Raw genomic sequence first — 24,152 nt, 5'->3', positions numbered from 1 at the left:
CATCATTCGAATAGCAGGCTGGATTACCGCCCCCAGACGACGGCATTCTCATGCCGTTTGATGATGTGCTTCAGGTTTTCGAAGGCGGTCGTGACGTGGCCCGCGAAGCGCTCTGCCGCCGGTGAGCGTGGTCCGCTGACCCGGCGAAGGATACCGAGTGAGCGGCTGGGCTGCGGGATTTCGTAGGGCAGCACCGTAACCCGGCTCTCCTTGCGCTGCGCGAAGACTACGGAGAATGGCAGCACGGCCAACGCATCGGTTTCGGCAAGGAAGTTGATCACGCTCATCAGCGAGCCTCCCGAATAGCGGATGTTCAGGTCCGACATGCCGATGCTCATCAGGATCATCTGCAGGTCCGACATCAGCGGAGAGCCGGGCAGGGGAGCCACCCAGGGAAAGCTGGTCAGGTCATGCGCCCTGAGGCGGCGATTTCGCAGCAGGGGATGATCGGGCCGGCAAGGCCGGAGCTTCGTCCCGCATCGGATGCATGTCTCAGCGTACGTCAGACATTTCCACAAAATATATCACATGTTGACGTTAATTTAACAGGCTACTATGGTCTGTTTCCCGCGTCGGATGCGGCGCTTTGGTATCACCGTTGCTCGTTGATTGTCGTCATGTCCGTCGTCCCTATCCCAACCTGCAGGATTGCCTTGCAGCGCCCTTCACCAGTTGCTGAAAACGGCGGCGCCCATGCCCAGTTTGCTCGGAATCGATAACGGTCTCACGGTCACCAAGGCGGTGATCTTCGATGCCGATGGCACGCAGTTGTCGGTGGCGCGTCGGCGGGTTCCGCAATCGATGCCCCATGCGCGCTGGGTGGAGCGCGACATGGCCGGCCTCTGGCAAGCGACCGCCGACGCAATCAAGGAGGCGATCGCGCTATGTGGCCGCCCGGCGGACGACATCAGGGCGGTGGCGGCAACCGCGCATGGCGACGGTCTCTATTTGCTCGACAAGGATCGTCGGCCGCTGGGGCCTGGAATCCTGTCGCTCGATAGCCGCGCCGGCAAGATTGTCGAGCGATGGTCGGCGGACCGGGTCTTCGAAGAGGCGCTGGCGCGAACAGGCCAGGCGCCCCACGTCTCGGCGCCGTCGGCGCTGCTCGCCTGGATCAGGGAGCACGAACCGGCCCGCTATGGGCGTATCGGGCATATACTGGCCTGCAAGGACTGGCTGCGCTTTTGCCTGACCGGCACGATCGGCACCGACCGTACCGAGGCCAGCACCTCATTCACGGATTTCAGCACCCAGGATTACGCGCCGGAAGCGATGCGCATCTTCGGGCTGGACGATCTTTTCGACGCGCTGCCGCCGATGGCGCACTCCGCCGCGATCGTCGGCCATGTCACCGCCGAGGCAGCCGAAATGACCGGCCTTGCCAAGGGAACACCGGTCGTGTGCGGACTGCATGACGTGACTGCCTCCGCGCTTGGCATGGGCGGCCATGAGGAGGGCGTGCTCGCCATCGTCGCCGGAACCTATTCCATCAACGAAGTCGTCTCTTCGCAACCACGCGTCGACCCGCGTTGGCTCTGTCGCAACGCCATCGACGCAGGCCGCTGGAACAACATGGCGATCTCGCCGGCGTCGACCGCGAACTACGACTGGTTTCTCGACACGTTCTGCCGCTCGGAGCAGGAAAAGGCATCGGTCGATGGTGGCTCGATCCACGAGCTTCTGGCAGCAGAGATCGACGCGGCGCTGAAGAAGCCCTCGACCATCCTGTTTCACCCCTATCTATTCGGCTCCCCTTTTGGCGATGTCGCCAGCGGCAGCTTTGTCGGCCTGCACGGCTGGCATAATCGCGGCGATATACTCAAGGCGGTTCTGGAGGGCATTGCCTTCAATCATCGCACCCATGTGGAAGCCTTGCGCGACGGCTTTGCCATCAGCGAGATCCGCCTGACCGGCGGCGGTTCGCGCAATCCGGCCTTCGTTCAGATGTTTGCCGACGTGCTGAACGCCCCGGTCATCGTCACCTCGACCGACGAGGCCGCGGCCTTTGGCGCTGCCCTTTGCGCGGGGGCGGCGGTTGGCATCTTCGCGACGCCGCAACAGGGCGCCAGGCAGGTCGGGGTGACGGCGCGCCAATACGAGCCTGACCAAGCCTCGAGTGCTGTGTTCAACGAGCGCTTTTCCCTCTATGGCCGCATAGCCGGTGCGCTCGAACCGCATTGGCCCGACATCGAGAAGCTGGGCCGGTCAGAGACTGGGGGAACCGCATGATCAAGGCCGACGAACGACGCGAAGAGATCGCCGACTATGTGATCAAGCTCGGCCAGGTGCGCATCGACGATCTGGTCGAGCATTTCGGCGTGTCGCGCATGACCATCCACCGGCACATCGACCGGCTGGCGCAGCAGGGCGTGCTGCGCAAGCTGCACGGTGCGGTGACGGTTCAGCCTTCCGGCCTCTACGAAAGCGCCTTCCGCTACCGTGTGACGGTCAACCGGGCCGAGAAGGATGCGCTGGCGCGGGCAGCACTCGATTATGTCGAAGCCGGCCAGGTGGTGATGCTGGACGATTCCTCGACGGCAAACGCCGTCGCGGCACTGCTGCTCGACGTCAAGCCGCTGACCGTCATCACCAACTCCGTAGCGACGGCATCACTGCTGATCAATGTCGACGAACTCGACTTCATCTGTCTCGGCGGCCAGTACCACGGCACCTACAACGCCTATATCGGTATCGTCTGCGAGAACGCCGTGGCGCAGCTGCGCGCCAATGTGCTGATCTGCTCGGCTTCGGCCATCACCGGAACCACGGCCTTCATCCAGGATCCCAATGTCGTGCGGGTCAAGCAGGCGATGATGGCCGCATCGGCCAAGCGTATCCTTCTGATCGACCATGCCAAGTTCGACAGGATCGCGCTGCATGTCTTCGACGATCTGATCAGCTTCGATGTCGTGCTGGCGACCGAAGGCCTGGGCGATGCGCGGGCGCAAGCTCTCGAACGGGCCGGCGTGAAGCTGCGCATCGTCAAGACGAAAGCGTCATGAGCTCAAGCGAAGCAACATTTACGGAAAATCCCGCCGGGCGTTTGGCCGCCATGGCCGGAACCGGCGAGGTCGACGTCGTCATTCTTGGCGCCGGCATTAACGGGGCAGGGCTGTTTCGCGACCTGTGCGCGCAAGGCGTCAGCTGTCTGATCGTCGACAAGGCGGATTTCGGCTCGGGCACCAGTGCCGCGCCATCGCGGCTCATTCACGGTGGCCTGAAATATCTCGAAACCGGCGAGTTCGGGCTGGTCGCACAGTCGACACTTGAACGCAATCTGCTTTTGAAGAACGCGCCGCACTATGTCAGCCCGCTGCCGACCGTCATCCCGATCTTTTCCTGGAGCAAGGGCATGTTGGCGGCATTGCGGACGCTGTTCGGCTCGACCAGCGCACCGCGCAGCCGCGGCGCCATCCTGATCAAGATCGGCCTGATGATCTATGATTTCTACGGCTCGCGAAACCAGGTCATGCCGCGCCACCGCATGGTCGGGCGGCGCCAGGCGCTCAGCGGGATGCCGGCGCTCAATCCTTCGATCGTCGCCACCGGCACCTACTACGACGCCAAGATAAGCCACCCCGAAAGGCTCGTGCTTGAACTGATCCTCGATGGGCGGCAGGCAAACGCGGCCTCGGCCAGCGCGAACTATACGGCGCTGGTCAAGTCCGCCGATGGGGTACTGACCTTCCAGCCGGAAAACGGCGCGGCCTTTTCGGTGCGGCCGAAGCTGGTGGTCAACGCCGCCGGTCCGTGGATCGACGATGTCAACGAATTGCTTGGCGCGCCGTCGAAGATGATCGGCGGCACCAAGGGCTCGCACGTCCTGCTCAAGCATGACGAACTGGTCAAAAGCCTGGCCGGGCGCATGCTCTATTTCGAAGCCGATGACGGCCGCATCTGCCTCATCTACGATTATCTCGGCCTGGCGCTGGTCGGCTCCACCGACATCAAGGCCGACAATCCCGACGCGGTGCGCTGCGAGCCCGACGAAGTCGAGTACCTGCTCGACAGCGTGCGGACTCTGCTGCCGGGAATGGCGTTCGAGCCCGACCAGATCGTCTATGCCTATAGCGGCATCAGGCCGCTGCCGGCCTCCGATGCATCGCTGCCCGGGCTGATCAGCCGTGACCACTCCGCGCCGGTCACCGAGCCGGATCGGAACAGACCTTTCGCGGTCATCTCGCTGGTCGGCGGCAAGTGGACGACCTTTCGCGGTTTCGCCGAGGAAGTCGCCGACACCGTGCTCGGCCGCCTGCAGCGCAGCCGCAAGGTGACGACGCAAGCCATGCCGATCGGCGGCGGCAGGGATTTCCCGACCAATGCCGCAGCGCGAGCAAGTTGGCTGGCTCTGGCTCGCTCGAAGACGGGCGCTGAGGAACGGCGTCTCGATGCGCTGCTGTCGCGATACGGCACCAGAGCCACGCAGATCGCCACGCATGGGTCGGGCGATGAGGGTCGGCTGCCGGATTCAGAAAGCTACAGCAAATCGGAAATCGACTACATCGTCCGCAACGAGTTCGTCGAACATCTGGCCGATATCGTCATGCGCCGCAGCACCTTGGCGATATCAGGCTCCCTGACAGGCCGCGACCTGCAGGCGATCGCGGCGATTGCCGGACAGGCGCTGGGCTGGAGCGCCGGGCGCCTTGCAAGGGAAGTCGAGGCCGCAATTGTGGAACTCGAGGACCGGAACCTGATGCGGCTGGGCTGATCAGTCCGTCACCGATGCTCTTCACAAGGCAATCCGGTCGGTTTGCCTATGGATGCACCGCATCCGCAAATCGCCCAACTCACAGGCAGATTGGGATTTTGCCGATATTAGATATTATCCCTGAAAAACAGCTAGTTAGAAAAAAACCTGGATAGCCGACGGCCGTGCAATTCTGCCGGCTTAAGCCTGAGATAACACAGATTGACGTTAAATTAACATCATCGTATGATCGAGTAACATGCTCACCTCCTAATAGGTCGATGTTGCCCGCCGAATGCCGGCAGACCGGCGTTTCGGGAAGGGCGAGACCTGTGAATTCCCCGTATGTGCATGCGCCCCAACCCGGCGGGGGATTGACAGCAATGCAGGGATGTGAAAATTTTTGCATACAAAGATAATAATATCATCTCAGGGAGGAGATGGCTTGAAATCCGGCGGAACCGCTAACCGCGATCATGAGTCCAGCCTCGCCACCCGCGCGGCCTGGCTTCACTATGCCGGGGGTCTGACGCAGGCCCAGGTGGCCAAGCGGCTCGGCCTGACCAGCCTCAAGGCGCATCGGCTCATCACGCGGGCCACCCAGGATGGCCTGGTCAGGGTGATCATCGACGGCGACGTCGGCGAATGCATCGACCTCGAGCAGCAGCTGATCAATGCTTACGGGCTCGATTACTGCGAGGTCGTTCCGGATCTCGATCAGGACGAGCTGCCGCTGAAGGCGCTTGGCATCGCCGGCGCTCAGTTTCTGAAGCGGGAGATCGATCGCGGCGAGGACATGCTGATCGGCGTCGGCCACGGCCGTACCCTTGCCGCAAGCGTCGAGTATCTGACGCGCACCGCCGCCGCCCATATCCGTTTCGTCTCGCTGCTTGGCGGTGTGACGCGCAAGTTCGCGGCCAACCCGCACGACGTCATGCATCGGCTGGCCGAGCGGACCGGCGCGCAGGCCTATGTGATGCCGGTGCCTTTTGTCGCCAACACCGCGGAGGACCGTGAGGTGCTGCTTGGGCAGCGCGGCATCAGCGATGTCTTCGACCTCGCAAGCCGGTCCGACCTGATGTTCGTCGGCATAGGGACCGCCGAGCGGGAAGCTTCGCTGGTCGCCACCGGCATGATCGAACATTCCGAAATCGATGAGGTCAAACGCGATGGCGGCGTCGGCGAGCTGCTCGCCCACTTCTTCGACGACCAGGGACGCCCAGTGGAAACGGCGCTGTCGGAAAGAATCCTGGCACTCCCGCGGGACCAGTTGAAGGGCCGCCGGATCGTCGCCGTCGCCGGCGGCAAAGTGAAAATACGCGCTATCAAAGCGGTGCTCGAAAGCCGCTATCTGAGCGGCCTGATCACCGACGAATCCACCGCTCGTGCCCTTGTCGAACAGAACAAACCCAATGGCGCGAAGCGCCATATGAACGGAGGATCGCCAAATGCGTGACAAGCGCGAATCAGCCTTGCTGGCGGTTGCGTCATGAGCGCGAAAGCCGCCACCGCATCGACCAGGCCTGCCTCGCCCGCCCTGCGTCGGGCACTTGCCAGCGCCGCGGTTGTCGTCCTGCTCGGCGCCATGGCGCTCGATACCAAGGTGGTCAGGATAGGGTCGGCAGGCGACGTTCGCAGCGCCGTGTTTTCCGCCGCTGACTACGGCAAGTCGGAATTTCCCAAGGTGCAGGCCGATGTCGAGGCACGCGCCGCCGACGCGGTGACGGTGGCGACGGCGATTGCCAAGGACAGGGCAACGGCGGAAAAGGAATACGGTGTGCCTGCGGGCGTCGGACCGGTCATTTCAGTCAAGTTCACCGGCGTCGTCGGCGAAGGAAAATCTGGCATCTACAAGGTCGCCGTCGACGGCGTGCCAGATACGTTGATGATCCGCGTGCAGACGGGACCGGCAATCAACGGGACGGAACTGCGTGACGCCACGGGCAAGATCACATTCGGCCAGTTCACCAACCAGATTGAGTACCAGGACGCCGGTTCGGCGCTGAACAATGAGATGAAGAAGGAAGTCCTGGCCAAGGTCGATACGAGCACCTTGACCGGCAAGACCATATCGGTGGTCGGCGCATTCAAGCTGGTCAACCCGAAGAGCTGGCTCGTCACCCCCGTGAGGCTGGACGTCAAATGAAACCGGCTGCCGACACCGGACCCGCGACTGGCGACGCCGTGCTTTCGGCGCGCAACATCGTCATGTCGTATGGCGGCGTCCATGCGCTCAAGGGCGTCAATTTCGACATCCATCGCGGCAAGGTCACCACGCTGTTCGGAGAGAATGGCGCCGGCAAGTCGACGCTGATGAAGATCCTCTCCGGCGTGGTCACGCCGACATCCGGCGACATCGTGCTCGACGGCAATCTCGTCAGCTTTTCTTCGTCCTCGGACGCGCGCGATCGCGGCATCTCGATCATCCACCAGGAACTCAGCCTGGCGCCCAACCTCAGCGTTCGCGACAACATCTTCATGGGCCGCGAACTGCGCACCAGGACCGGCCTCGACTTCGCCGAGGAGCAACGCCAGGCGCGCGCTCTGATGGCTGACCTCGAAGAGGACATCGATCCGATGACCCTGGTCGAGGATCTGCGCCTCGGCCAACAGCAGATCGTCGAGATCGCCCGGGCACTGTCGGTCGATTCGCGCATCCTCATCATGGACGAGCCGACCTCCGCGCTCAGCGCAACCGAGGTGGAAGTTCTGTTCAAGGTGATCCGCGATCTGACCAGCCGCGGCGTCTCCATCGTCTACATATCGCATCACCTCGAAGAGGCGCTGCAGATCACCGACTATGCCGTTGTCCTGCGCGATGGCGCGATTACCGCGACGGCCGAAGCTCGGGATATCGATCTCGAATGGATCGTGCGCAACATGGTCGGCGAGAATTTCGATCTCGGCTCGCCGCCGACCGGCCATGAATTCGGCGAAGTCGCCCTATCGATCGAGGATGTCAGCGTCGTCGACACTTCGGGCTCAGGTTATTCCGTCGTCGATCACCTGTCGCTGGACGTGCGAGCAGGCGAGATCGTCTGCATCTACGGGCTGATGGGTGCCGGGCGCACGGAATTGCTGGAGGCCGTCGCCGGACGAGTGCCGATGGCGGGCGGGCGGGCGCTGCTGGAAGGCGAGGACGTCTCGGGGCTGAGCATTGCCCAGCGTATCTCCAGAGGGCTTGTGCTGGTCCCCGAGGACCGGCAACGCGACGGGCTGGTGCAGACGATGACCGTCGGTCGTAATCTTTCGCTCGCCAGCATCGAAGCGTTCGCCAGGGGCCTGTTTCTGTCTCGTTCCAGAGAGCGAGAGCTGGTCGAAGACTCGATCCGCAAGGTGACCGTCAAGACCGCTGGCGGCAACGCCATGATCGGATCGCTGTCGGGCGGCAATCAGCAGAAGGTCGTCATCGGCAAGATGCTGACGACCAATCCCAAGGTTATCCTTCTCGACGAGCCGAGCCGCGGCATCGATGTCGGCGCCAAGGCCGAAGTCTTCCGCTTGCTGAGCGAACGCGCTGCGCAGGGCCTTGCCGTCGTCTTCTCGACCTCTGAGGTCAACGAATGCCTCAGCATTGCCCACCGCATCGTCGTCATGCGCCGCGGCAGGATTTCAGCCGAATTCGGCGCCAATGCCACCAAAGAGCAGATCATGGCCGCCTCGGGCGAAGCCGTGGTCGCCTGATCACCAGGAATTTCGGAGCCCACCATGACCGATGTCAGCCAGGCCAGAAAACAGTCCAGTCCAAGCGCGAGCGAAGGCTTCGATCTCGCCAAGCTGCTGCTCGAGGGCCGCGCTTTCTTTGCCCTGATCGTCATCATCGTCGTCTTTTCGATCCTGTCGCCCTACTACCTCTCGGTGGCGAATTTCCTGACCATGGCCTCGCATGTCGCCATCTTCGGAATCCTCGCGATCGGCATGCTGCTTGTCATCCTCAATGGCGGCATCGATCTGTCGGTGGGGTCGACGCTGGGCTTGGCCGGCGTCGTTGCCGGCTTCCTGATGCAAGGGGTGACGCTGAGCTGGCTGGGCGTCGTTCTCTATCCGCCGGTGTGGGTGGTCGCGGTGCTGGCCTGCATGCTGGGCGCCGTCGTCGGGCTGATCAACGGCGTGCTCATCGCGCGCTTCAAGGTTCCGGCGTTCGTGGCCACGCTCGGCGTCATGTACATGGCGCGCGGCCTGGCGCTGCTGATGACCAGCGGCCTGACCTACAACAATCTCGGCGGCAAGCCGGAGCTCGGAAACACCGGCTTCGATGCGCTTGGCTTCAACCGCTTGTTCGGCGTGCCGACGGGCGTCGTGGTTCTCGTGGTCATCGCGCTCATTGGCAGCATCGTCCTGAACCGCACCGCTTTCGGGCGCTGGCTCTACGCCTCGGGCGGTAATGAACGCGCGGCCGAACTCTCCGGCGTTCCGGTCAAGACAGTGCAGATTTCCGTCTATGTGCTGTCAGGCATCTGTGCCGCCATTGCCGGCCTGATCCTGTCCTCGCAGTTGACGTCGGCTGGACCGACCGCCGGCACCACCTACGAACTGACGGCCATTGCGGCCGTCGTCATCGGCGGCGCGGCACTGACCGGCGGCCGCGGCAACATCCGCGGAACCCTGCTCGGGGCCTTCGTCATCGGCTTCCTGTCCGACGGTCTGGTGATCATCGGCATCTCATCCTACTGGCAGACAGTGTTCACCGGCGCGGTCATCGTGCTCGCCGTGCTCCTCAATGCCGTTCAGTATCGCCGCCGCAGCAAGCTCCCAAGCGCGACAGGTGGCCAACCGACTTCTCAGAAACGGGGGAAGGCCGAACCGGCCAATCCTGCCCAAGGGAAGACTGCCAGGTGAACTGGCAGCAACACGCGTAATCATTGGAGGAATGTACATGAAAACCATGCTGAAAAGTCTGCTCGCGGCCGCGATGGTCGTTGGGTTCACGGCCGCCGCGTCAGCCGCGGGCCTGATCTCGATCATCGTCAACGATCCGGCCAATCCCTACTGGCTGACCGAGGGCAACGTCGCCAAGGCCGAGGCCGAGAAGCTTGGCTATACGGCCAATGTCGGCGCCCACAAGGGCGATACCAATACGGAAAGCAATTTGATCGACACCGCCATCACCAACAAGTCGGTGGCGATCATTCTCGATCCGGCCAACGCCGACGGCTCTGTCGGTGCGGTGAAGAAGGCGATTGCAGCCAACATCCCGGTGTTCCTCGTCAATGCCGAGATCAACCAGGAAGGCCTCGCCAAGGGGCAGCTCGTTTCCAACAACGCGCAGGGCGCTGCTCTCGGTGCCCAGCAGTGGGTGCAGGCCGTCGGTGAAAAGGGCAAATATGTCGAACTGCTCGGCGCCCCGTCGGACAACAATGCCGCCACGCGCTCGAACGGTTACGCGACTGTGCTGAGCCAGTACCCGGATCTCGAAAAGGCTGCTTCGCAGGTCGCCAACTGGGATCGTACCCAGGGCCACGACAAGATGCAGAGCATGCTGCAAGCCAATCCCGACATCATCGCCGTGATCAGCGGCAATGACGAAATGGCTCTCGGCGCGGTTGCGGCGCTGAAGGAAGCTGGCAAGCTCGCCGGCATCAAGGTCGGTGGCTTCGACGGCTCCCCGGACGCGGTTGCGGCGATCAAGTCCGGTGAACTGCAGTACACCGTGCTGCAGCCGGTCGCCATCTTCTCGGCCAAGGCCGTGCAGCAGGCGGACTCGTTTATCAAGACGGGTGCCACCGGTGCGGCGACCGAGAAGCAGCTGTTCGATTGCCTTCTCATCACCAAGGACAATGTCGACAAGTACACCGCACCCTTCGTGCTGTCTGAGTAATACCTGCACAGGGGGTGTCCTTGCGGACACCCCCTGCCTCTTCTACGAAATGACTGCCCTCGTGAACTGCCTTCGCAACCAATCGGAATTTGCGGCATGAAAGACCTGCTGATCGGCATCGACGCGGGAACGTCGGTGATCAAATCGATCGCTTTCGATCTGTCCGGGCGGCAGCTCGCCATGACGTCGGTGCCCAATAGCTTCGTCACGCTGGAAGGCGGCGGCGCCGAGCAGGACCTCGACCGGACCTGGCGCGACATGGCGCGGACCGTTCGCGATCTCGCGGCCAAGATTCCCGACCTCGCGCAACGAATCGCGGCGGTGGCCATCACCGGGCAAGGCGACGGAACCTGGCTGATCGATAGCGACGGCTTGCCTGTCTCGCGCGCCTGGCTGTGGCTCGATGCCCGCGCCGGACATTTGGTGGACGAGATGCGCGCCGATCCCCGGGATCGCAGGCGGTTCGAACTGACCGGCACGGGGCTGAATTCCTGCCAGCAAGGCGCCCAGCTTGCCTTCATGAAAAAGAATCATCCCGACATGCTGGAGCGGGCGGCCACCGCACTGCATTGCAAGGATTGGCTCTACTTCAAAATGACGGGCGAGCGCGCCAGCGATCCCTCCGAGGGAACCTTCACCTTCGGCGATTTTCGGTCGCGCACCTATTCCGACGAAGCCCTCGACATCCTGGATCTGACGACGCATCGCCGCCTGTTGCCTCCCATGCTCGAAGGCACCACCGACCATCATCCGCTATCGCGATCGGCGGCGGCGGAGACCGGCCTGCTCGAAGGCACGCCGGTGGTGCTGGGCTACGTCGACATGGTCATGACGGCGCTCGGAGCCGGCCTCTATGATCCCTCGGGCAATGTCGGCTGCACGGTCATCGGCTCGACCGGCATACACACGCGCTTCGCAGCCACTCCCGACGATGTCGTGCTGAACGCAGATGGCTCCGGCTACACGATCGCCATGCCTATTCCGGGCGCCTTTGCACAATTGCAATCCAACATGGCGGCGACGCTCAACATTGACTGGGTGCTTGGCCTTGCGCGCGACGTGCTCGCCACGGCTGGCGGCAAACCTTCTCATGACGAGTTGCTGAAGGCCCTCGACGCTTGGGTGGAAGCATCGGAGCCGGGATCGCTGATCTACCAGCCTTACATATCGCTAGCCGGCGAAAGAGGGCCGTTCGTCGACCCTGACGCACGCGCCGGCTTCATCGGCCTTTCGGTCAAGCATGGCTTTGGCGATCTGGCACGCGGCGTGCTCGAGGGGTTGGCCTTCGCCGCTCGCGATTGCTACCAGGCGATGGGCGCCGTGCCGAGTGAGATCCGCCTGTCGGGCGGCGCAGCGCGCAGTCCGTCTCTACGTCGCATCATCGCGGCGGCGACAAGGGCGCAGGTGCGCACCAGCAGCCGTCAGGAAGCCGGCGCGGCGGGTGCCGCGATGATGGCCGCGGTCGGGCTCGGCGTCTACGGCTCCATGGAAGACTGCGCCGCCGAATGGGTGACGCCGCTTCTCGGCGACTGCGATGCCTATGACGAGGCGCTTTCGCAAACATACGATGCGCTCTTCCCTTCCTTCGTTGCGGCGCGCCAGGCGCTTCGGCCGGTGTGGAAGGGCATGGCGCACCGCACAGGAGCAAGATCTTGAGCTATACAACAGATGTCGTCGATCTCTTCGTGATCGGCGGCGGCGTCAATGGAGCCGGCATAGCGCGTGATGCTGCAGGTCGTGGCCTGTCCGTCATCCTGTGCGAAAAAGACGATCTCGCGCAAGGCACCAGCTCGCGCTCCGGCAAGCTGGTGCATGGCGGCCTGCGCTACCTCGAATATTATGAGTTCAGGCTGGTTCGCGAAGCGCTGACCGAACGCGAGGTGCTGCTCGAGGCGGCGCCGCACATCATCTGGCCGATGCGCTTCGTTCTACCGCACAGCCCGCAGGATAGGCCGGCATGGCTGGTCCGGCTCGGGCTGTTTCTCTACGACCACCTTGGCGGCCGCAAACGGCTGCCTGGGACAAGAACGCTGAACCTGAGGACCTCGCCTGAAGGCGCGCCGATCAAGGACGAATTCAAGCGCGGTTTCGAATATTCCGACTGCTGGGTCGACGATGCGCGCCTGGTGCTGCTCAATGCGCTCGATGCAAGGCAGCGAGGCGCCAGAGTGCTCACGCGCACCGCCTGTGTCGCGGCGCGCCGTGAAGGCGGACTGTGGTCGATCGACATGCAGGATGGCCGCACGGGCGCCGTCACGAAAGTCCGCGCGCGCGCTCTGATCAACGCAGCAGGTCCCTGGGTCAACGACATTGTCAGCCGCGTCGCCGGGCAGAATTCGACGCGCAATGTCCGGCTTGTAAAAGGCAGCCATATCGTCGTGCCCAAATTCTGGGAGGGGCGGCAGGCCTATCTCATCCAGAACAACGACAAGCGGGTGATCTTCGTCAACCCGTACGAGAACGATCTGGCGCTGATCGGCACGACCGACATTCCCTACGAAGGCAGGCCCGAGGAAGTGGTCGCCGAGGCCAGCGAAGTCGACTACCTGATCAAGGTGGTCAATCGCTATTTCAAGCGGCAGCTGACGCCACAGGACGTGGTCTACAGCTTCTCCGGTGTGCGTCCGCTCTATGACGACAATGCCGACAATCCAAGCGCGGTGACGCGCGACTATATTTTCGAACTCGACGCCTCCAACGGCAACGCACCGCTGCTTTCGGTGTTCGGCGGCAAGATCACCACCTTCCGCAAGCTGTCGGAACACGCGCTGGAAAAGATCCAGCCATTCTTTCCGACGATGAAGAAAGCCTGGACGGCCAAAGTTCCCTTGCCGGGGGGCGACCTGCCCAATGCGGACTTCGAGCAGTTTCTGAGCGATCTGCATGTCGAATTTTCATGGCTCAGCCCGTCGTTGGTGAAGCACTACGCTCGAAGCTACGGCACCCGCGCCAGGCAATTGCTCGCCGGCGCGCAAAGCGAGGCTGATCTCGGCCGACGCTTCGGTCCCGATCTGTATGAACGGGAGGCAAAGTTCCTGGTCGAGACCGAATGGGCTGGCACATCAGCCGATATACTGGAACGCCGCACAAAGCATGGCCTGCATATCAATGCGGCCGAGCGGAAAGCATTCGAAGATTGGTTCGGTAACATCATGGCGACGGCGGACTGATGGCCTTCACGCTTTCCCTCAACACCAATCCTCTGGTCAATCGCTTCGCCGATCCAGACGATTTGATCGACGCGATTGCTTATGGCATCGGCATTCGCGACGTGCAGTTGACGCATGAATTCGTCAATCCGGGCTGGCCGGCGGCCACGATTGCCAAATTCCTGCGCCTGTTCAACAGCGCGCTTTCGCGGACCGGTGTCAGGATCACCTCCGGCATGACCGGACCTTATGGCCGGCTCAACCATTTCGGCCACCCGGACGCCGACGTCCGGCGCTACTATGTCGACTGGTTCAAGACCTTCGCCGACATTTCCGCCGAACTCGGCGCGCCAGGCATGGGCACGCAGTTCGCCATCTTCACCTACAAGGACTTTGACGATCCGCAACGGCGGGCAGCACTTCTCGATATCGCGCTCGAATGCTGGCGCGAGGTTGCCGAACACGCCAGGGCGGCGGGGCTGACATACCTGTTCTGGGAGCCGATGTCGGTCGGCCGCGAGTTCGGCCACACGATCGAAAGCTGCGTCACGCTGCAAGGCGCCATCGACGCGGCGAAGCTGCCCATACCGATGAAGATGATGGTCGATATCGACCATGGCGACGTGACCTCACCCAACCCTGCCGACACCGATCCCTACGCCTGGGCGAAAGCGTTTCCATTGCAATCTCCGATCATCCACATCAAGCAGTCTTCCATGAACAAGGGCGGCCATTGGCCGTTCACGGCCGCCTACAACAAGGATGGCCGCATAGTGCCGCAGAAGTTGCTGGACGCGGTTCGGCAGGGTGGCGGAACTGACAACGAAATTTGCCTTGAACTTTCCTTCAGGGAGAGGGAACCAGTCGACCATCAGGTTATCGAGATGATCCGCGAGTCGGTGGATTTCTGGGCGCCTTACGTCGACAGTGGCCGCGACAGTCTCAAGCCTCGGACTTGAGCGAATACGTCGCCCGGAAGCCGGCTTCGGCCGCAAGAGTATCGAAGGAGAAAAACAATGGCCCCATATTGGGTCGGCACGAGCTGGAAGATGAACAAGACGCTTGCCGAGGCGTTGCTGTTCGCCGATGCGTTGGCCGCCTTCGTGCCTGGTTTCGATCAGGCGATACAGCCTTTCGTCATTCCGCCGTTCACCGCCGCGCGCCAGGTCAAGGCGGCACTGGCCAACACCCGCGTGAAGGTAGGTGCCCAGAACATGCATTGGGCCGATGCCGGTGCCTGGACGGGAGAGATTTCGCCAGTGATGTTGAAAGACTGCGGGCTGGATGTAATCGAACTCGGCCATAGCGAGCGCCGCGAGCATTTCGGCGAGACGGATGCGACTGTCGGACTGAAAACGGCGGCTGCTGTCAGGCACGGTTTCGTGCCACTGATCTGCGTCGGCGAGACGCTGGACGAGCGTGAATCAGGCCGCGCCGAGGCGGTGCTGACGGCACAGGTTCTCGGCGCGCTGCAGGAGCTGAGCGGCGATCAACCGAAGGCGGAAATCCTCTTTGCCTACGAGCCTGTCTGGGCGATCGGGGAGAAGGGCATTCCTGCAAGCGCCGACTATGCCGACAAGCAGCAGGCGCTGATCAAGCAGGTAGCCGCTGACCGGCTGCCGGCTGCCCCGCCTGTGCTTTACGGCGGCAGCGTCAACCCCGGCAACGCGGCCGAACTTATCGGCCAGCCGCATATTGATGGCCTGTTCATCGGCCGCTCGGCGTGGCAAGCGGAAGGCTATATCGACATTCTGAAAAAGGCGTCGGCCGCCATCGCGCGCTAACCGCGCGAGCAATTCCGGGAAAGTGTGAAGCGGTTTTCCGTCCGGAATTGCGTCAAATCAAAGAGACAGAGACAAAAGCAAAGGAGTTCATCATCATGAAGATCGCACTCGGAGCCGACAGCGCCGGCAAGCCGCTGCTCGATGTCATCGCCAAGCATCTCGCCACCAAGCCGGAGTTGCAGGTCGTCGACCTGAGCCAGGCCGGCTTCTACGCCGATATCGCCGCCTCGGTCGGCCACGAAATTCTCGACGGCAACTACGACCGGGCCATCCTGTTTTGTGGCACCGGCATCGGCGTCAGCATCTCTGCCAACAAGGTGCCGGGCATTCGCGCCGCGTTGACCCACGATACCTATTCCGCGGAGCGCGCCGCCAAGTCCAACAACGCCCAGATCATCACCATGGGCGCCCGCGTCATCGGTCCCGAACTGGCGAAATCGATCGCCGACGCATGGCTTGCCTCCGAGTTTGATCCGAATGGCCCATCTGCCGCGAACGTGCAGGCCGTCGACAAGCTCGACGCCAAGCGCTGAAAGACGCGGCAAGTCCGCTGATGATCAGTCGGTCAAGGCGGTCCGCATCGCCTCGATCACGGTGACGGCGGACGCAGCGCCCGGATCCATATGGCCAAGCGAACGTTCGCCGAGGCGTGATGCCCGGCCCTTGGTGGCCACCATCGCTTTGGTCGCTTCCGCGCCTGTCTCTGCCGCCTGGGCGGCGGCCTTGAGACTGGCGGCCAGATCCTTGCCTGAGGCCAGCGCTTCGCCCGCCGCTTGCCCCGCCGGCGCCCATGCATCGATCATCGTCTTTTCGCCAAGCTCTGCCTTGCCGCGATCCTGAATGCCCTTGGCCATGGCCTGGAACAGGGCGACCACATCCGCGTCGTCGAGCGCCGTCTTGCCCTTGACGGCTGCCGCGGCGCGCATGAGCGCGGTCGCATAGAGCGGACCGGAGGAGGCGCCGACCGCATTCAGGAACGACTTTGCCGCCGTGTTCAGCAAGGTGGTCGGATCGGTCGCCGCGGTGTCCAGTCCGGCCACCGCATCGCGCGCAGCGGAAAATCCAAGCTCCATCGCGATGCCGTGGTCGGCGTCACCGATAACCCCGTCAAGCGCGCACAGCCTGTCCCTGTCTGCTGACATGGAGTTTGCGATCGCCGCGAACATCGTGACAAGGCGGGCAGTATCGATTGTCGTCATGTCTTAGTCCTTGCCACAGAGTGGGTTTAGCCGGCGCGAAACATGGCGCAGTCGCAGGGGTGGTCCAGCATCGTCTGCAACTCGCCGTCCAGCCGATGCAGCGTGATCGAGGCCCCGGCCATTTCGAGCGAGGTGCAGTAATTGCCGACCCAGCTTGCGTGGATGGACACACCGATCTCATCAAGCCTCTGCTTCACGCGCCGGTTCATGATGTAGAGTTCCATCAGCGGCGTTGAGCCCAGCGAATTGACGAGCACCGCGACCTTGTCGCCGCGCGCCGGCGCCATCTCGTCGAGGATCCTGTCCAGCATCTCGTCGGTGATCTCATCGGCTGTTTTCAACTTTTCGCGTGCGATGCCGGGCTCGCCGTGGATGCCCATGCCGATCTCCATCTCGTCCGGCCCGATCTCGAAATTTGGCCGGCGGGTCTGCGGCAGCGAACAGGGCGACAGCGCCACGCCCATGGTGAAGGTGTGGTCGTTGGCCTTGCCGGCGATGCGCTCGCATTCGTCGAACGACAACATCCGGTCGCAGGCGGCGCCGGCCGCCTTGAAGATGAAGAAATTGCCGGCGACGCCGCGCCTCTTGTGCCGCTGGTCGCGCGGTGCCGAGGCAACGTCGTCGGTGCTCAGCACCGTGCGCACCTCGATGTCGTCCATCGCCGCCATCTCGGCCGCCATGTCGAAATTCATCACGTCGCCGGCATAATTGCCGTACATGAACAGCACGCCGGCGCCGCCGCTGACCGCCTTGGCGCATTCGAGGATCGGATCTGGAGGCGGCGAGGCAAAGACATTGCCGATGGCCGCAGCGTCAGCCAAGCCCTTGCCGACGAAGCCGAGAAAGCTCGGCTCGTGGCCCGAGCCGCCGCCGATGACCAGGCCCACCTTGCCCTGGCGCGGCCCGTCGCGGGCGACGATGGAGCGTGGACTGCCGTCCACGCTTTTGAGATGGCGGGGATGCGCTGCCAGGATGCCTTCCAGCATCTCGTCGACGGCGCGGTTGCCATCGTTGATGATCTTCTTGGTCTGCACCCGGCATCCTCCCGACTTCGGCATTTTCGCAGATAATACCGGGTGTTACCGGGATTTCCACCCGGCAAGGCGTATTTCGCGCGCTGAGATGTTCCCACGGCCAACACCTGGACGCAGGCGCTGGCTGTTTCAACCGCCGAGGCCGTCGCGGATCGCTGAGAAATAGCGATCGGTCCCGACCTGGCCGCCCTTGAGCGCGACCTCCAGTCCGTCGATCGCCTTGACGCGCGAGTGGGCAACGCAAAGCGGGGAACCCGGCGAAGCGGGCAGCGGCATGCGAATTGTCAGGGCATCGACGCCCGTCTCGCCGAGTGCGTGGCTCGACGTGTCGCCGCCTGCAATGACCACGCGACGCAGGCTCTGTTCCACCGTCAGGTTGCGAAGGATTTCTCCGAGGCCGCGGCCAAGCCTGTGGCGGGCGCCTTCCTCCCGGTCGATTTCGGCGCCCCTGTCGGCAGTGGGGCCAAGCGCGGTGTAGAGGATGACGCTGCGCCCGGCTTGCAGACTGGCACGGCCGCTTGCCGTTGCGCGCGTGATCGCCTGCTGCGAGGCCTCCGAAACCAGTTCGACCGGATCGACCTCGATGCCGTCGAAACCGTCGGTCAGGGCATGCCGGATCTGTCGTTCGGTGGTCGGCGAGCAACTGCCCGACACGACGGCTATCCGCTCGGCAGCGCCCGGCGGTGTGAAGCCTGGCCCAGCGCTGACGACGCCATTCGACGTCCATTCGGCCAGCAGCGCATATTCGACACCGGACGAGCCGACGACAAAAGAACCGCCGGGCTTGCGAACGCGCCACAGTTCCTTGCCGGCCAAAACCTGCGTCTCCAGACTGTCGACATCGACAAGCACGATGGCGGTGCCGTTTCCGGTCAGGCGATCGAACGCCGCCGACCGCGATGCCGACTGCAGCGTCGCAAGATCGACCAGCCCGGAGCTCAGCGCCGTCTGCCGCGACAGATGGATCAGCAGATCGGACTCATCCATTGGCGTCGTCGGGTGACGGCTCATCACCGGGTGGCGATCAATGCGGAAATATTGGTCGCGATAGGCCGCGAACAGATGGCCGAAAGCGGTATAGCGCTTGAGCTGCGGCGCGCCGACCAGCAGCGGCACGCTATCCTGCGCGAACACCGAGCGGCCGACCTCGATGGCTCGGCCGATGCTGCCGATCGTCGGGCTGGAATCGAAGGTCGAGCAGACCTTGTAGTGGCAAATCTCGGCGTTAAGCGTCTTCAGCCAGGCGAAGGCATCGCGCAGATGCGTGTCCATCCATTGCGGCGTCTCACTGCGGCTGGTGCCGGCCAGCCCTATCGCCCGGCAATGGCCAAACCGGGACAGCAGGGCCGCGTCCGGCTGGCGCATGAACAGCACGGTCGGCACGCCACCGAGCTCGAGCGCCTCCATGACATCGGTCGAGCCGGTCAGGTCGTCGCCATAATAGCTGAGAAGCAGGTCCTGCATCGTCTCAGGCTGCCTTGCCGTCGCCGAATTTTTCGATCGACCGCGCCAGTTCGGGATGGTTCAAGGCGAAGTCGGCCAGCGGAATGCCATCGACCGCCGCTTGCCAGGCTTGCTGCACGGCACGTACGCCGGCGCCCGGTCCGTCCGGATGGCTGACGATGCCGCCGCCGCAGAGATAGAGAAGATCCACGGTCCGGCCGGTCCGTGCATATGTCTCGGGCGCCTGACCGCCCCACTGGCCGGAACCTGCCACCGGTAATGCGCAGTCCCCAGGCGAAAAGATCGGCGTCGTCACCGCCTTGAAGGATTCGACGAAAGAGTCATCCGGCTCCCAGTATTTCGAGGCGATGCCGTTGATCTGGAACTGGTCGACGCCGAGCAGTCGCCAGAATTGCTGCCAGACCTTGAAGTCCATGCCGAGGCCGGGGTGACGGGTGAGGATGTCCCAGCCGTTGCGATGAGCATGCAGCACCAGGCCGGAGCGTTTTCTCAGGAATGCCATGCCGCCAAAGCCGATCGAATTGATGTTGATAACAGCACAATTGCCGCCGGCCTTCGCCACCAGATCGTGGTTGCGCATCATCTCGTCGGGATCGGCGTGCGAAATGCCGAAGGCATACATCACCTTCTTGCCGGTCTTCTGCTCGTGATCGAGGATCAGCGGCATGATTGCCTTCACCCGTTCCGACAGGGGCGAATAGGCCGGGCTCATCAGCTTCTCGTCATCCTTGATGAAGTCGACGCCGGCGGCGATCAGTTCCGCCACCATTGCCGCCGTCTCGTGCGGCCGCAATCCTAGCGCCGGCTTGACGATCGTGCCGATGATCGGGCGGTCAGTCACATTGGTCAGCCGGCGGCTGCCGGCGACCCCGAACTGTGGGCCAGGATGTACGCCGCAAAAATCCTCCGGCAGCTTCATGTCGATGACACGAATCCCGGTGAGGCCCTTGATCGAATAGGTGCCGCCGATGGCAATCGTCATCAGCGCCGAAAGGTCGGTGCCGATGGCATCGAACGGAAAGGCGATGTCGACATCGGCGCGCCTGAACGGCCCCTTACCGTCATTGGGAAGCGACGGCCGCTCGGCATCGGGCAGAGGCCGAATCGCCAGCACACGCGCCGCCACCCGGGCCTTCAGTTCCTCGGTCTCGCCGGGCAGCGCTACGAAGGTGCCGGTCGACTGATCGCTGGCGATCTTGGCCGCCAGCGCTTCGATGCTTCCAGGCGTTTCGATGCGGTAGGTGAGGGTGATCATGGTCCGCTGTCTCAAGCCGAGGCGTTCGAAAAAGGTTCACTGGCGTTCAAATCTGGTATAATGAGTACATAAGTATTGCAAGTCATATCCGGCAGCGGGATCGACAGACGGCAATTCCGGGAATTGTGGCGGCAGTGTTAGATAGGGCCGGGTCAAGGGAGTGATTCGCGGCGATGAACCGTTCGGAACCGATTGTCCGGCGCAAGCTTTCCGATGAGGTCTTCTTGCGACTGAAGCGCCTGATCACCAGCGGCGAGCTGATGCCAGGCGACGACATGCCCTCGGAGCGCGAGCTGATGGAGCGCTTCGAGGTCGGCCGCCCCGCGATCCGCGAGGCGATGCAGGCGCTGAGCAATATGGGGCTGGTTGCGATCTCGCATGGCGAACGCGCCAAGGTGCTGCAACTCACCGCCAAGTCGATCATCAAGCAGGTCGACGGCGCCGCCAAGATCATCCTGTCGTCATCGAAAGACACGCTGGAGCACCTGAAGACCGCGCGCATCTTCTTCGAGCGTGGTATGGTCAGGGAAGCCGCCGAAAAGGCCACCGCCGAGGATGTGCTGCGGCTGCGGGCCACCGTTGCCGAACAGCGCGGCTTTCGCGGCGCTTCCGAAGCCTTCATCTCCGCCGACATGAAGTTCCATACACAGATCGCCGCGATCTCCGGCAACCCGATCTATGTCGCCGTCAGCGAGGCGATGCTCGGCTGGCTGAAGGAATACCACACCGAAATGCTGATCTGGACCGGCAAGGAAAAGTTCACGCTCACCGAGCACGAAGAGATCATAGGCCGCATTGAACTGAAGGATGCAGACGGCGCCGAGAAGGCGATGATCAAGCATCTAGAACGCTCGCGCGCGCTCTACGTGATGAACTCCGAAAAATAACGTCAGTCGATCCGGAGGATCTCGTAAGGCGTCATCACGAGATGGCCTCGGCCAAAAGCTGAAATGTCGACCTGCACGTCGTCCGCCGTCAGGTTCGCCAGCCACACGACAGTGTCGCCCGAGGCGGAGCGTCCAGCCAGCGCCAGCACCTTGGTCTCATCGCTCGTCCTTGCCGCCACATGCGCAAGGCCGGCCAGTTCGCAAAGCCCCTTGATGGCTCTGAAGAGCGGCCGGGGCGATCCTTCCGCGACGGGTTCTCCGGATGACGCCAGTACGCCGAACGGTCCGGTGAAGCTGGAGAGCGTGAGCTGTTCCAGCCCAGCGGCTGCGACGCGCGTGGCATAGCCGACCGTCCAAGCCGCCGCGAACTGGCCGGCATGGCGCGGATCGCTGTCGGCCATGGCAATGCGCTGTCCCCCGGGATTGGGTTTGGTCGCTCCGCCATAAGGGTTCTGGCGCATGGCAATCGTCGATGGTCCGATCCGGTAGGGTTTTGCCCCGAAGATCGCCCGTGCCGATTGGGTGATGAAAGGCAGCGCCTCCAGCGACTGCATGATGCTGAGATCGTCGGCGGCATGCACGATCGGGCAAGTGCAGTGGGTGACGAAATCGAGCTGGTCTGCCGGCACGCGCTTGCGGTTGAGTTCGGTGAAATAGCTGAACATGCCGCCGCCGAGGCGGATACCGGGGAATGCCCGCCGCGCTGCCGCATAAACGTCGTCGAGCGGCGGGCATTCCGGCCACGCGCTGCCCGGCGGCGTCGACTGCCGATCGACCGACGGCGACACGGCAATGGCCGAGAGTTTTAGCCCGGCCTGACACACCAGGGCCGCGACGGCTGACAGCTCGGCATTGAGATCGCCCGCGCCGTCAACAACGCATTCGAGTGTGGTGCCGGCTGGATAGGCGGCGGCAAGTTTTGCAAAGGATTGCAACGCGGCCAGCCCGTGGCCGCGCGTCGGATCGTAGTGGAGGATCAGTTGCTGTGGGCCGAGTTCCGCCAATGTCGGAAGGTTTGCGAGCGCTGCCTCGACCTCATCCGGATAGATGATCACGCCGATATCCGGCAGCTTCTGCCCAGCCTCGCCGAGCTCGACACGAACCGGCTCGGTGGTTGCAGCGGCTGCCGGCATTTTCCCTTCGCCGGTGATGCACAGGCTGACCGTCTGGCTTACAGTCTGGCCGACCGGCAGCACATAGGGCCATGGCAGCGCCAGCGGCCGGACATAGGTCTTGTAGGACGCGTCCGACCAGTTGCGCTGGTCCTCCATCTCGAAAGTGTCGCCCTCCATCCGGCATTCGGCGACGATGCCCGGCTGAACCACATGGGTGATCGCGCGCAGATGCTTGAAAGGCTGCCAGGGATCGATCAACAGCGGCAGCTTCGTGGCGACCACGCTGCCGTCGGTATGCTCGACCGTCACCGGGCTGCCGGCGAGACCGGCGATCGGATGCAGGATGCAAAAACCGCAGCGATTGGCCTCGAAATCGCTCTCGGGCAGTGCGCTGACGTCGAAGGCCAGATAGCCATCAGAGGAGCCTTTGATCGTGGCGCGAAAGGCGAGCCGACTTGCGTCCGGCCCGGTGCAGCTTGCCGTATAGCTGACCAAGAAAGCGTCGGCGCCCTGGTCGACGACAAGCTCAGTCAGTTCAGGCTCGTAAGTACCCCAGTCGCGGTCGCGCACGATGTAGGCGATGGCGCGCAGCACTTCGGTGCCGCCATGCCGAATGGTGCGCAGATTGCCGTTGACGAAGTCGGCGCTGAGCGCGCCTGCGCTGAGCCTGACCGGCTCGGCCTCGACCACGCGCGTGCCGTAAAGGAGGAAGGTATCGGCGGTCATTTCAGCGAGGCGTCGAGTTGCACCGGTTGCCGGCTCGCGGCCCCAGCATAGGCGGCCTCGACCAGCGCGAACGTCTTGAGATTGTCCGCGCCCGAGGTCGCCGGTTGTACGCCCTTTGCCAGGCAGTCTACCCAGTGCTGCTGGATGGCGACGACGCTTTCCTGGATGTTGTGCCAGGGCCGCGACGCCCAGGCCAGCAGCGGCGGCGAGACGTCGGTGACGGCCGTGCCGCTCTTGCCGGTGACGGTCAGCCGGTATCCCTGCGCCAGCCGGATCGTGCCGTCGCTGCCATCGATCTCGATCAGCGTTTCGGGAAACGGCTCGGTGGCGAGCTTCGTCGCGTAGCTGCAGTCGACCACGGAGGTTGCGCCGCTCTTGTGGTCCATCAGCATGGTCGCCACATCCTCGCCCGCAATGGCGGGATTGATGCGGGCGATTCGTGTCGTGATGGTCGAGACGTCGCCGAGCAGGAAACGGGCGATATCGAGGATATGGATACCGAGGTCCTCGATGATGAAGCGCTTTCCCGTTGCCAGATAGGGCTGACCGGAAAACACGTCATAGGCCGAGCGGAAGGAGATACGCCCGAAGAAGGGCGTGCCGATCTCGCCGCTATCGAGCACGGTCCGCACCGCCTGGATAGGTGACTGCCAGCGAAAATTCTCATGCACCATCAGCGGAACGCCGGCTTCCGCGCATGCCTTGACCATCGCCTTTGCGTCGGCAAGCGTCGGCGCGAACGGCTTTTGGCAGATCACCGGAACGCGGTGGGCGGCCGCCATTTCGACAAGCGGACGATGGCTGGGCGCGGTGGTGGCGATATCGACGAAGTCCAGGCTTTCGCCGGCAAATAGTTCCGCCGCATCGGTATAGCGCTTCGCAATGCCGAACTGGTCACCGACGATCCGCAACCGTTCCGGGTCACGGTCGCAGATGGCGATGATCGAGGCGCCCGCTATGTCGCGCCAGGCATGCATCTGGTTGACGGCAAAGAAGCCGCAGCCGATCAGCGCTCCCCGCAGTTCCGCCAT

The 24,152-nt window shown here is 63.2% G+C and carries 21 protein-coding genes; 14 read left to right on the top strand and 7 right to left on the bottom strand.

Annotated features, from left to right (window positions below):
* Window positions 1–23: 23 nt before the first annotated feature.
* Window positions 24–518 (bottom strand): LysR substrate-binding domain-containing protein, encoded by a 495-nt coding sequence (locus M729_RS01000000136295; protein ID WP_245267674.1) that lies wholly within the window; start codon window positions 516–518, stop codon window positions 24–26.
* Between the two features lie 175 nt (window positions 519–693).
* Between M729_RS01000000136295 and M729_RS0131650 the strand changes: the two genes are divergently transcribed.
* From M729_RS0131650 to M729_RS0131590, 13 genes are all read left to right on the top strand, one after another.
* Window positions 694–2,229 carry an FGGY-family carbohydrate kinase gene (locus M729_RS0131650; protein WP_027163954.1) on the top strand — a complete coding sequence of 512 codons (1,536 nt, stop codon included), beginning with the start codon at window positions 694–696 and terminating at the stop codon, window positions 2,227–2,229.
* Window positions 2,226–3,002, top strand: a complete 777-nt coding sequence (locus tag M729_RS0131645) for a DeoR/GlpR family DNA-binding transcription regulator (protein ID WP_027163953.1) — start codon at window positions 2,226–2,228, stop codon at window positions 3,000–3,002. Before M729_RS0131650 ends, M729_RS0131645 begins: the two co-directional genes overlap by 4 nt.
* 50 nt (window positions 3,003–3,052) lie before the next feature.
* Complete coding sequence (locus M729_RS0131640) at window positions 3,053–4,711, top strand: glycerol-3-phosphate dehydrogenase/oxidase (protein ID WP_198032158.1); 1,659 nt, start codon at window positions 3,053–3,055, stop codon at window positions 4,709–4,711.
* A 424-nt stretch (window positions 4,712–5,135) separates the two neighbouring features.
* On the top strand, window positions 5,136–6,146 hold the full coding sequence (locus M729_RS0131635) for a sugar-binding transcriptional regulator (protein ID WP_027163951.1): 1,011 nt from the start codon (window positions 5,136–5,138) through the stop codon (window positions 6,144–6,146).
* A gap of 33 nt (window positions 6,147–6,179) precedes the next feature.
* Window positions 6,180–6,836 (top strand): DUF2291 domain-containing protein, encoded by a 657-nt coding sequence (locus M729_RS0131630; RefSeq protein WP_013533075.1) that lies wholly within the window; start codon window positions 6,180–6,182, stop codon window positions 6,834–6,836.
* On the top strand, window positions 6,833–8,374 hold the full coding sequence (locus tag M729_RS0131625) for a sugar ABC transporter ATP-binding protein (RefSeq protein ID WP_013533074.1): 1,542 nt from the start codon (window positions 6,833–6,835) through the stop codon (window positions 8,372–8,374). The genes M729_RS0131630 and M729_RS0131625 overlap by 4 nt, the downstream gene beginning before the upstream one ends.
* Before the next feature lie 24 nt (window positions 8,375–8,398).
* The gene (locus M729_RS0131620) at window positions 8,399–9,529 is read left to right on the top strand and encodes an ABC transporter permease (protein WP_013533073.1); all 1,131 of its coding nucleotides are present in this window, start codon (window positions 8,399–8,401) and stop codon (window positions 9,527–9,529) included.
* Between the two features lie 31 nt (window positions 9,530–9,560).
* Window positions 9,561–10,508 carry a D-ribose ABC transporter substrate-binding protein gene (locus M729_RS0131615; protein WP_023756738.1) on the top strand — a complete coding sequence of 316 codons (948 nt, stop codon included), beginning with the start codon at window positions 9,561–9,563 and terminating at the stop codon, window positions 10,506–10,508.
* Window positions 10,509–10,604: 96 nt separating this feature from the next.
* Complete coding sequence (locus M729_RS0131610; protein WP_027163950.1) at window positions 10,605–12,164, top strand: FGGY-family carbohydrate kinase; 1,560 nt, start codon at window positions 10,605–10,607, stop codon at window positions 12,162–12,164.
* Entirely contained in the window at window positions 12,161–13,678 is a 1,518-nt protein-coding gene (locus tag M729_RS0131605; protein ID WP_027163949.1) for a glycerol-3-phosphate dehydrogenase, read from the top strand. The genes M729_RS0131610 and M729_RS0131605 overlap by 4 nt, the downstream gene beginning before the upstream one ends.
* On the top strand, window positions 13,678–14,616 hold the full coding sequence (locus M729_RS0131600) for a TIM barrel protein (RefSeq protein WP_013533069.1): 939 nt from the start codon (window positions 13,678–13,680) through the stop codon (window positions 14,614–14,616). The genes M729_RS0131605 and M729_RS0131600 overlap by 1 nt, the downstream gene beginning before the upstream one ends.
* 57 nt (window positions 14,617–14,673) lie before the next feature.
* On the top strand, window positions 14,674–15,441 hold the full coding sequence (locus tag M729_RS0131595) for a triose-phosphate isomerase (protein ID WP_013533068.1): 768 nt from the start codon (window positions 14,674–14,676) through the stop codon (window positions 15,439–15,441).
* A gap of 95 nt (window positions 15,442–15,536) precedes the next feature.
* Window positions 15,537–15,974 carry an RpiB/LacA/LacB family sugar-phosphate isomerase gene (locus M729_RS0131590; protein ID WP_024502451.1) on the top strand — a complete coding sequence of 146 codons (438 nt, stop codon included), beginning with the start codon at window positions 15,537–15,539 and terminating at the stop codon, window positions 15,972–15,974.
* Between the two features lie 24 nt (window positions 15,975–15,998).
* Here the strand turns inward: M729_RS0131590 and dhaL are convergent, their stop codons facing one another.
* The 4 genes from dhaL to oiaX all read right to left on the bottom strand — a co-directional run bounded on the left by dhaL (window position 15,999) and on the right by oiaX (window position 20,393).
* Complete coding sequence (gene dhaL, locus M729_RS0131585) at window positions 15,999–16,640, bottom strand: dihydroxyacetone kinase subunit DhaL (protein ID WP_027163948.1); 642 nt, start codon at window positions 16,638–16,640, stop codon at window positions 15,999–16,001.
* Between the two features lie 26 nt (window positions 16,641–16,666).
* On the bottom strand, window positions 16,667–17,674 hold the full coding sequence (locus tag M729_RS0131580; protein ID WP_027163947.1) for a dihydroxyacetone kinase subunit DhaK: 1,008 nt from the start codon (window positions 17,672–17,674) through the stop codon (window positions 16,667–16,669).
* Window positions 17,675–17,803: 129 nt separating this feature from the next.
* Window positions 17,804–19,138, bottom strand: a complete 1,335-nt coding sequence (locus tag M729_RS0131575; RefSeq protein WP_027163946.1) for a four-carbon acid sugar kinase family protein — start codon at window positions 19,136–19,138, stop codon at window positions 17,804–17,806.
* A gap of 4 nt (window positions 19,139–19,142) precedes the next feature.
* Complete coding sequence (gene oiaX, locus M729_RS0131570; RefSeq protein ID WP_027163945.1) at window positions 19,143–20,393, bottom strand: 3-oxo-isoapionate-4-phosphate decarboxylase OiaX; 1,251 nt, start codon at window positions 20,391–20,393, stop codon at window positions 19,143–19,145.
* Window positions 20,394–20,566: 173 nt separating this feature from the next.
* On the opposite strand from oiaX, the gene M729_RS0131565 reads away from it, so the two are divergent.
* A complete protein-coding gene (locus M729_RS0131565) occupies window positions 20,567–21,280 on the top strand; it encodes a transcriptional regulator NanR (RefSeq protein WP_013533062.1) in 714 nt (237 codons plus the stop codon).
* A gap of 2 nt (window positions 21,281–21,282) precedes the next feature.
* Here M729_RS0131565 and M729_RS0131560 read toward each other — a convergent pair whose 3' ends face one another.
* Together M729_RS0131560 and M729_RS0131555 are read right to left on the bottom strand one after the other, a co-directional pair.
* Window positions 21,283–23,121, bottom strand: a complete 1,839-nt coding sequence (locus tag M729_RS0131560) for a hypothetical protein (protein WP_027163944.1) — start codon at window positions 23,119–23,121, stop codon at window positions 21,283–21,285.
* On the bottom strand, window positions 23,118–24,152 hold the full coding sequence (locus M729_RS0131555) for a Gfo/Idh/MocA family oxidoreductase (protein WP_013533060.1): 1,035 nt from the start codon (window positions 24,150–24,152) through the stop codon (window positions 23,118–23,120). The genes M729_RS0131560 and M729_RS0131555 overlap by 4 nt, the downstream gene beginning before the upstream one ends.

The organism is Mesorhizobium sp. WSM1293, assembly GCF_000513875.1.
Lineage (GTDB): Bacteria > Pseudomonadota > Alphaproteobacteria > Rhizobiales > Rhizobiaceae > Mesorhizobium > Mesorhizobium ciceri.
Note: the sequence above shows the minus strand (reverse complement) of the source record. Positions and strands in the feature narration are given on the sequence as shown.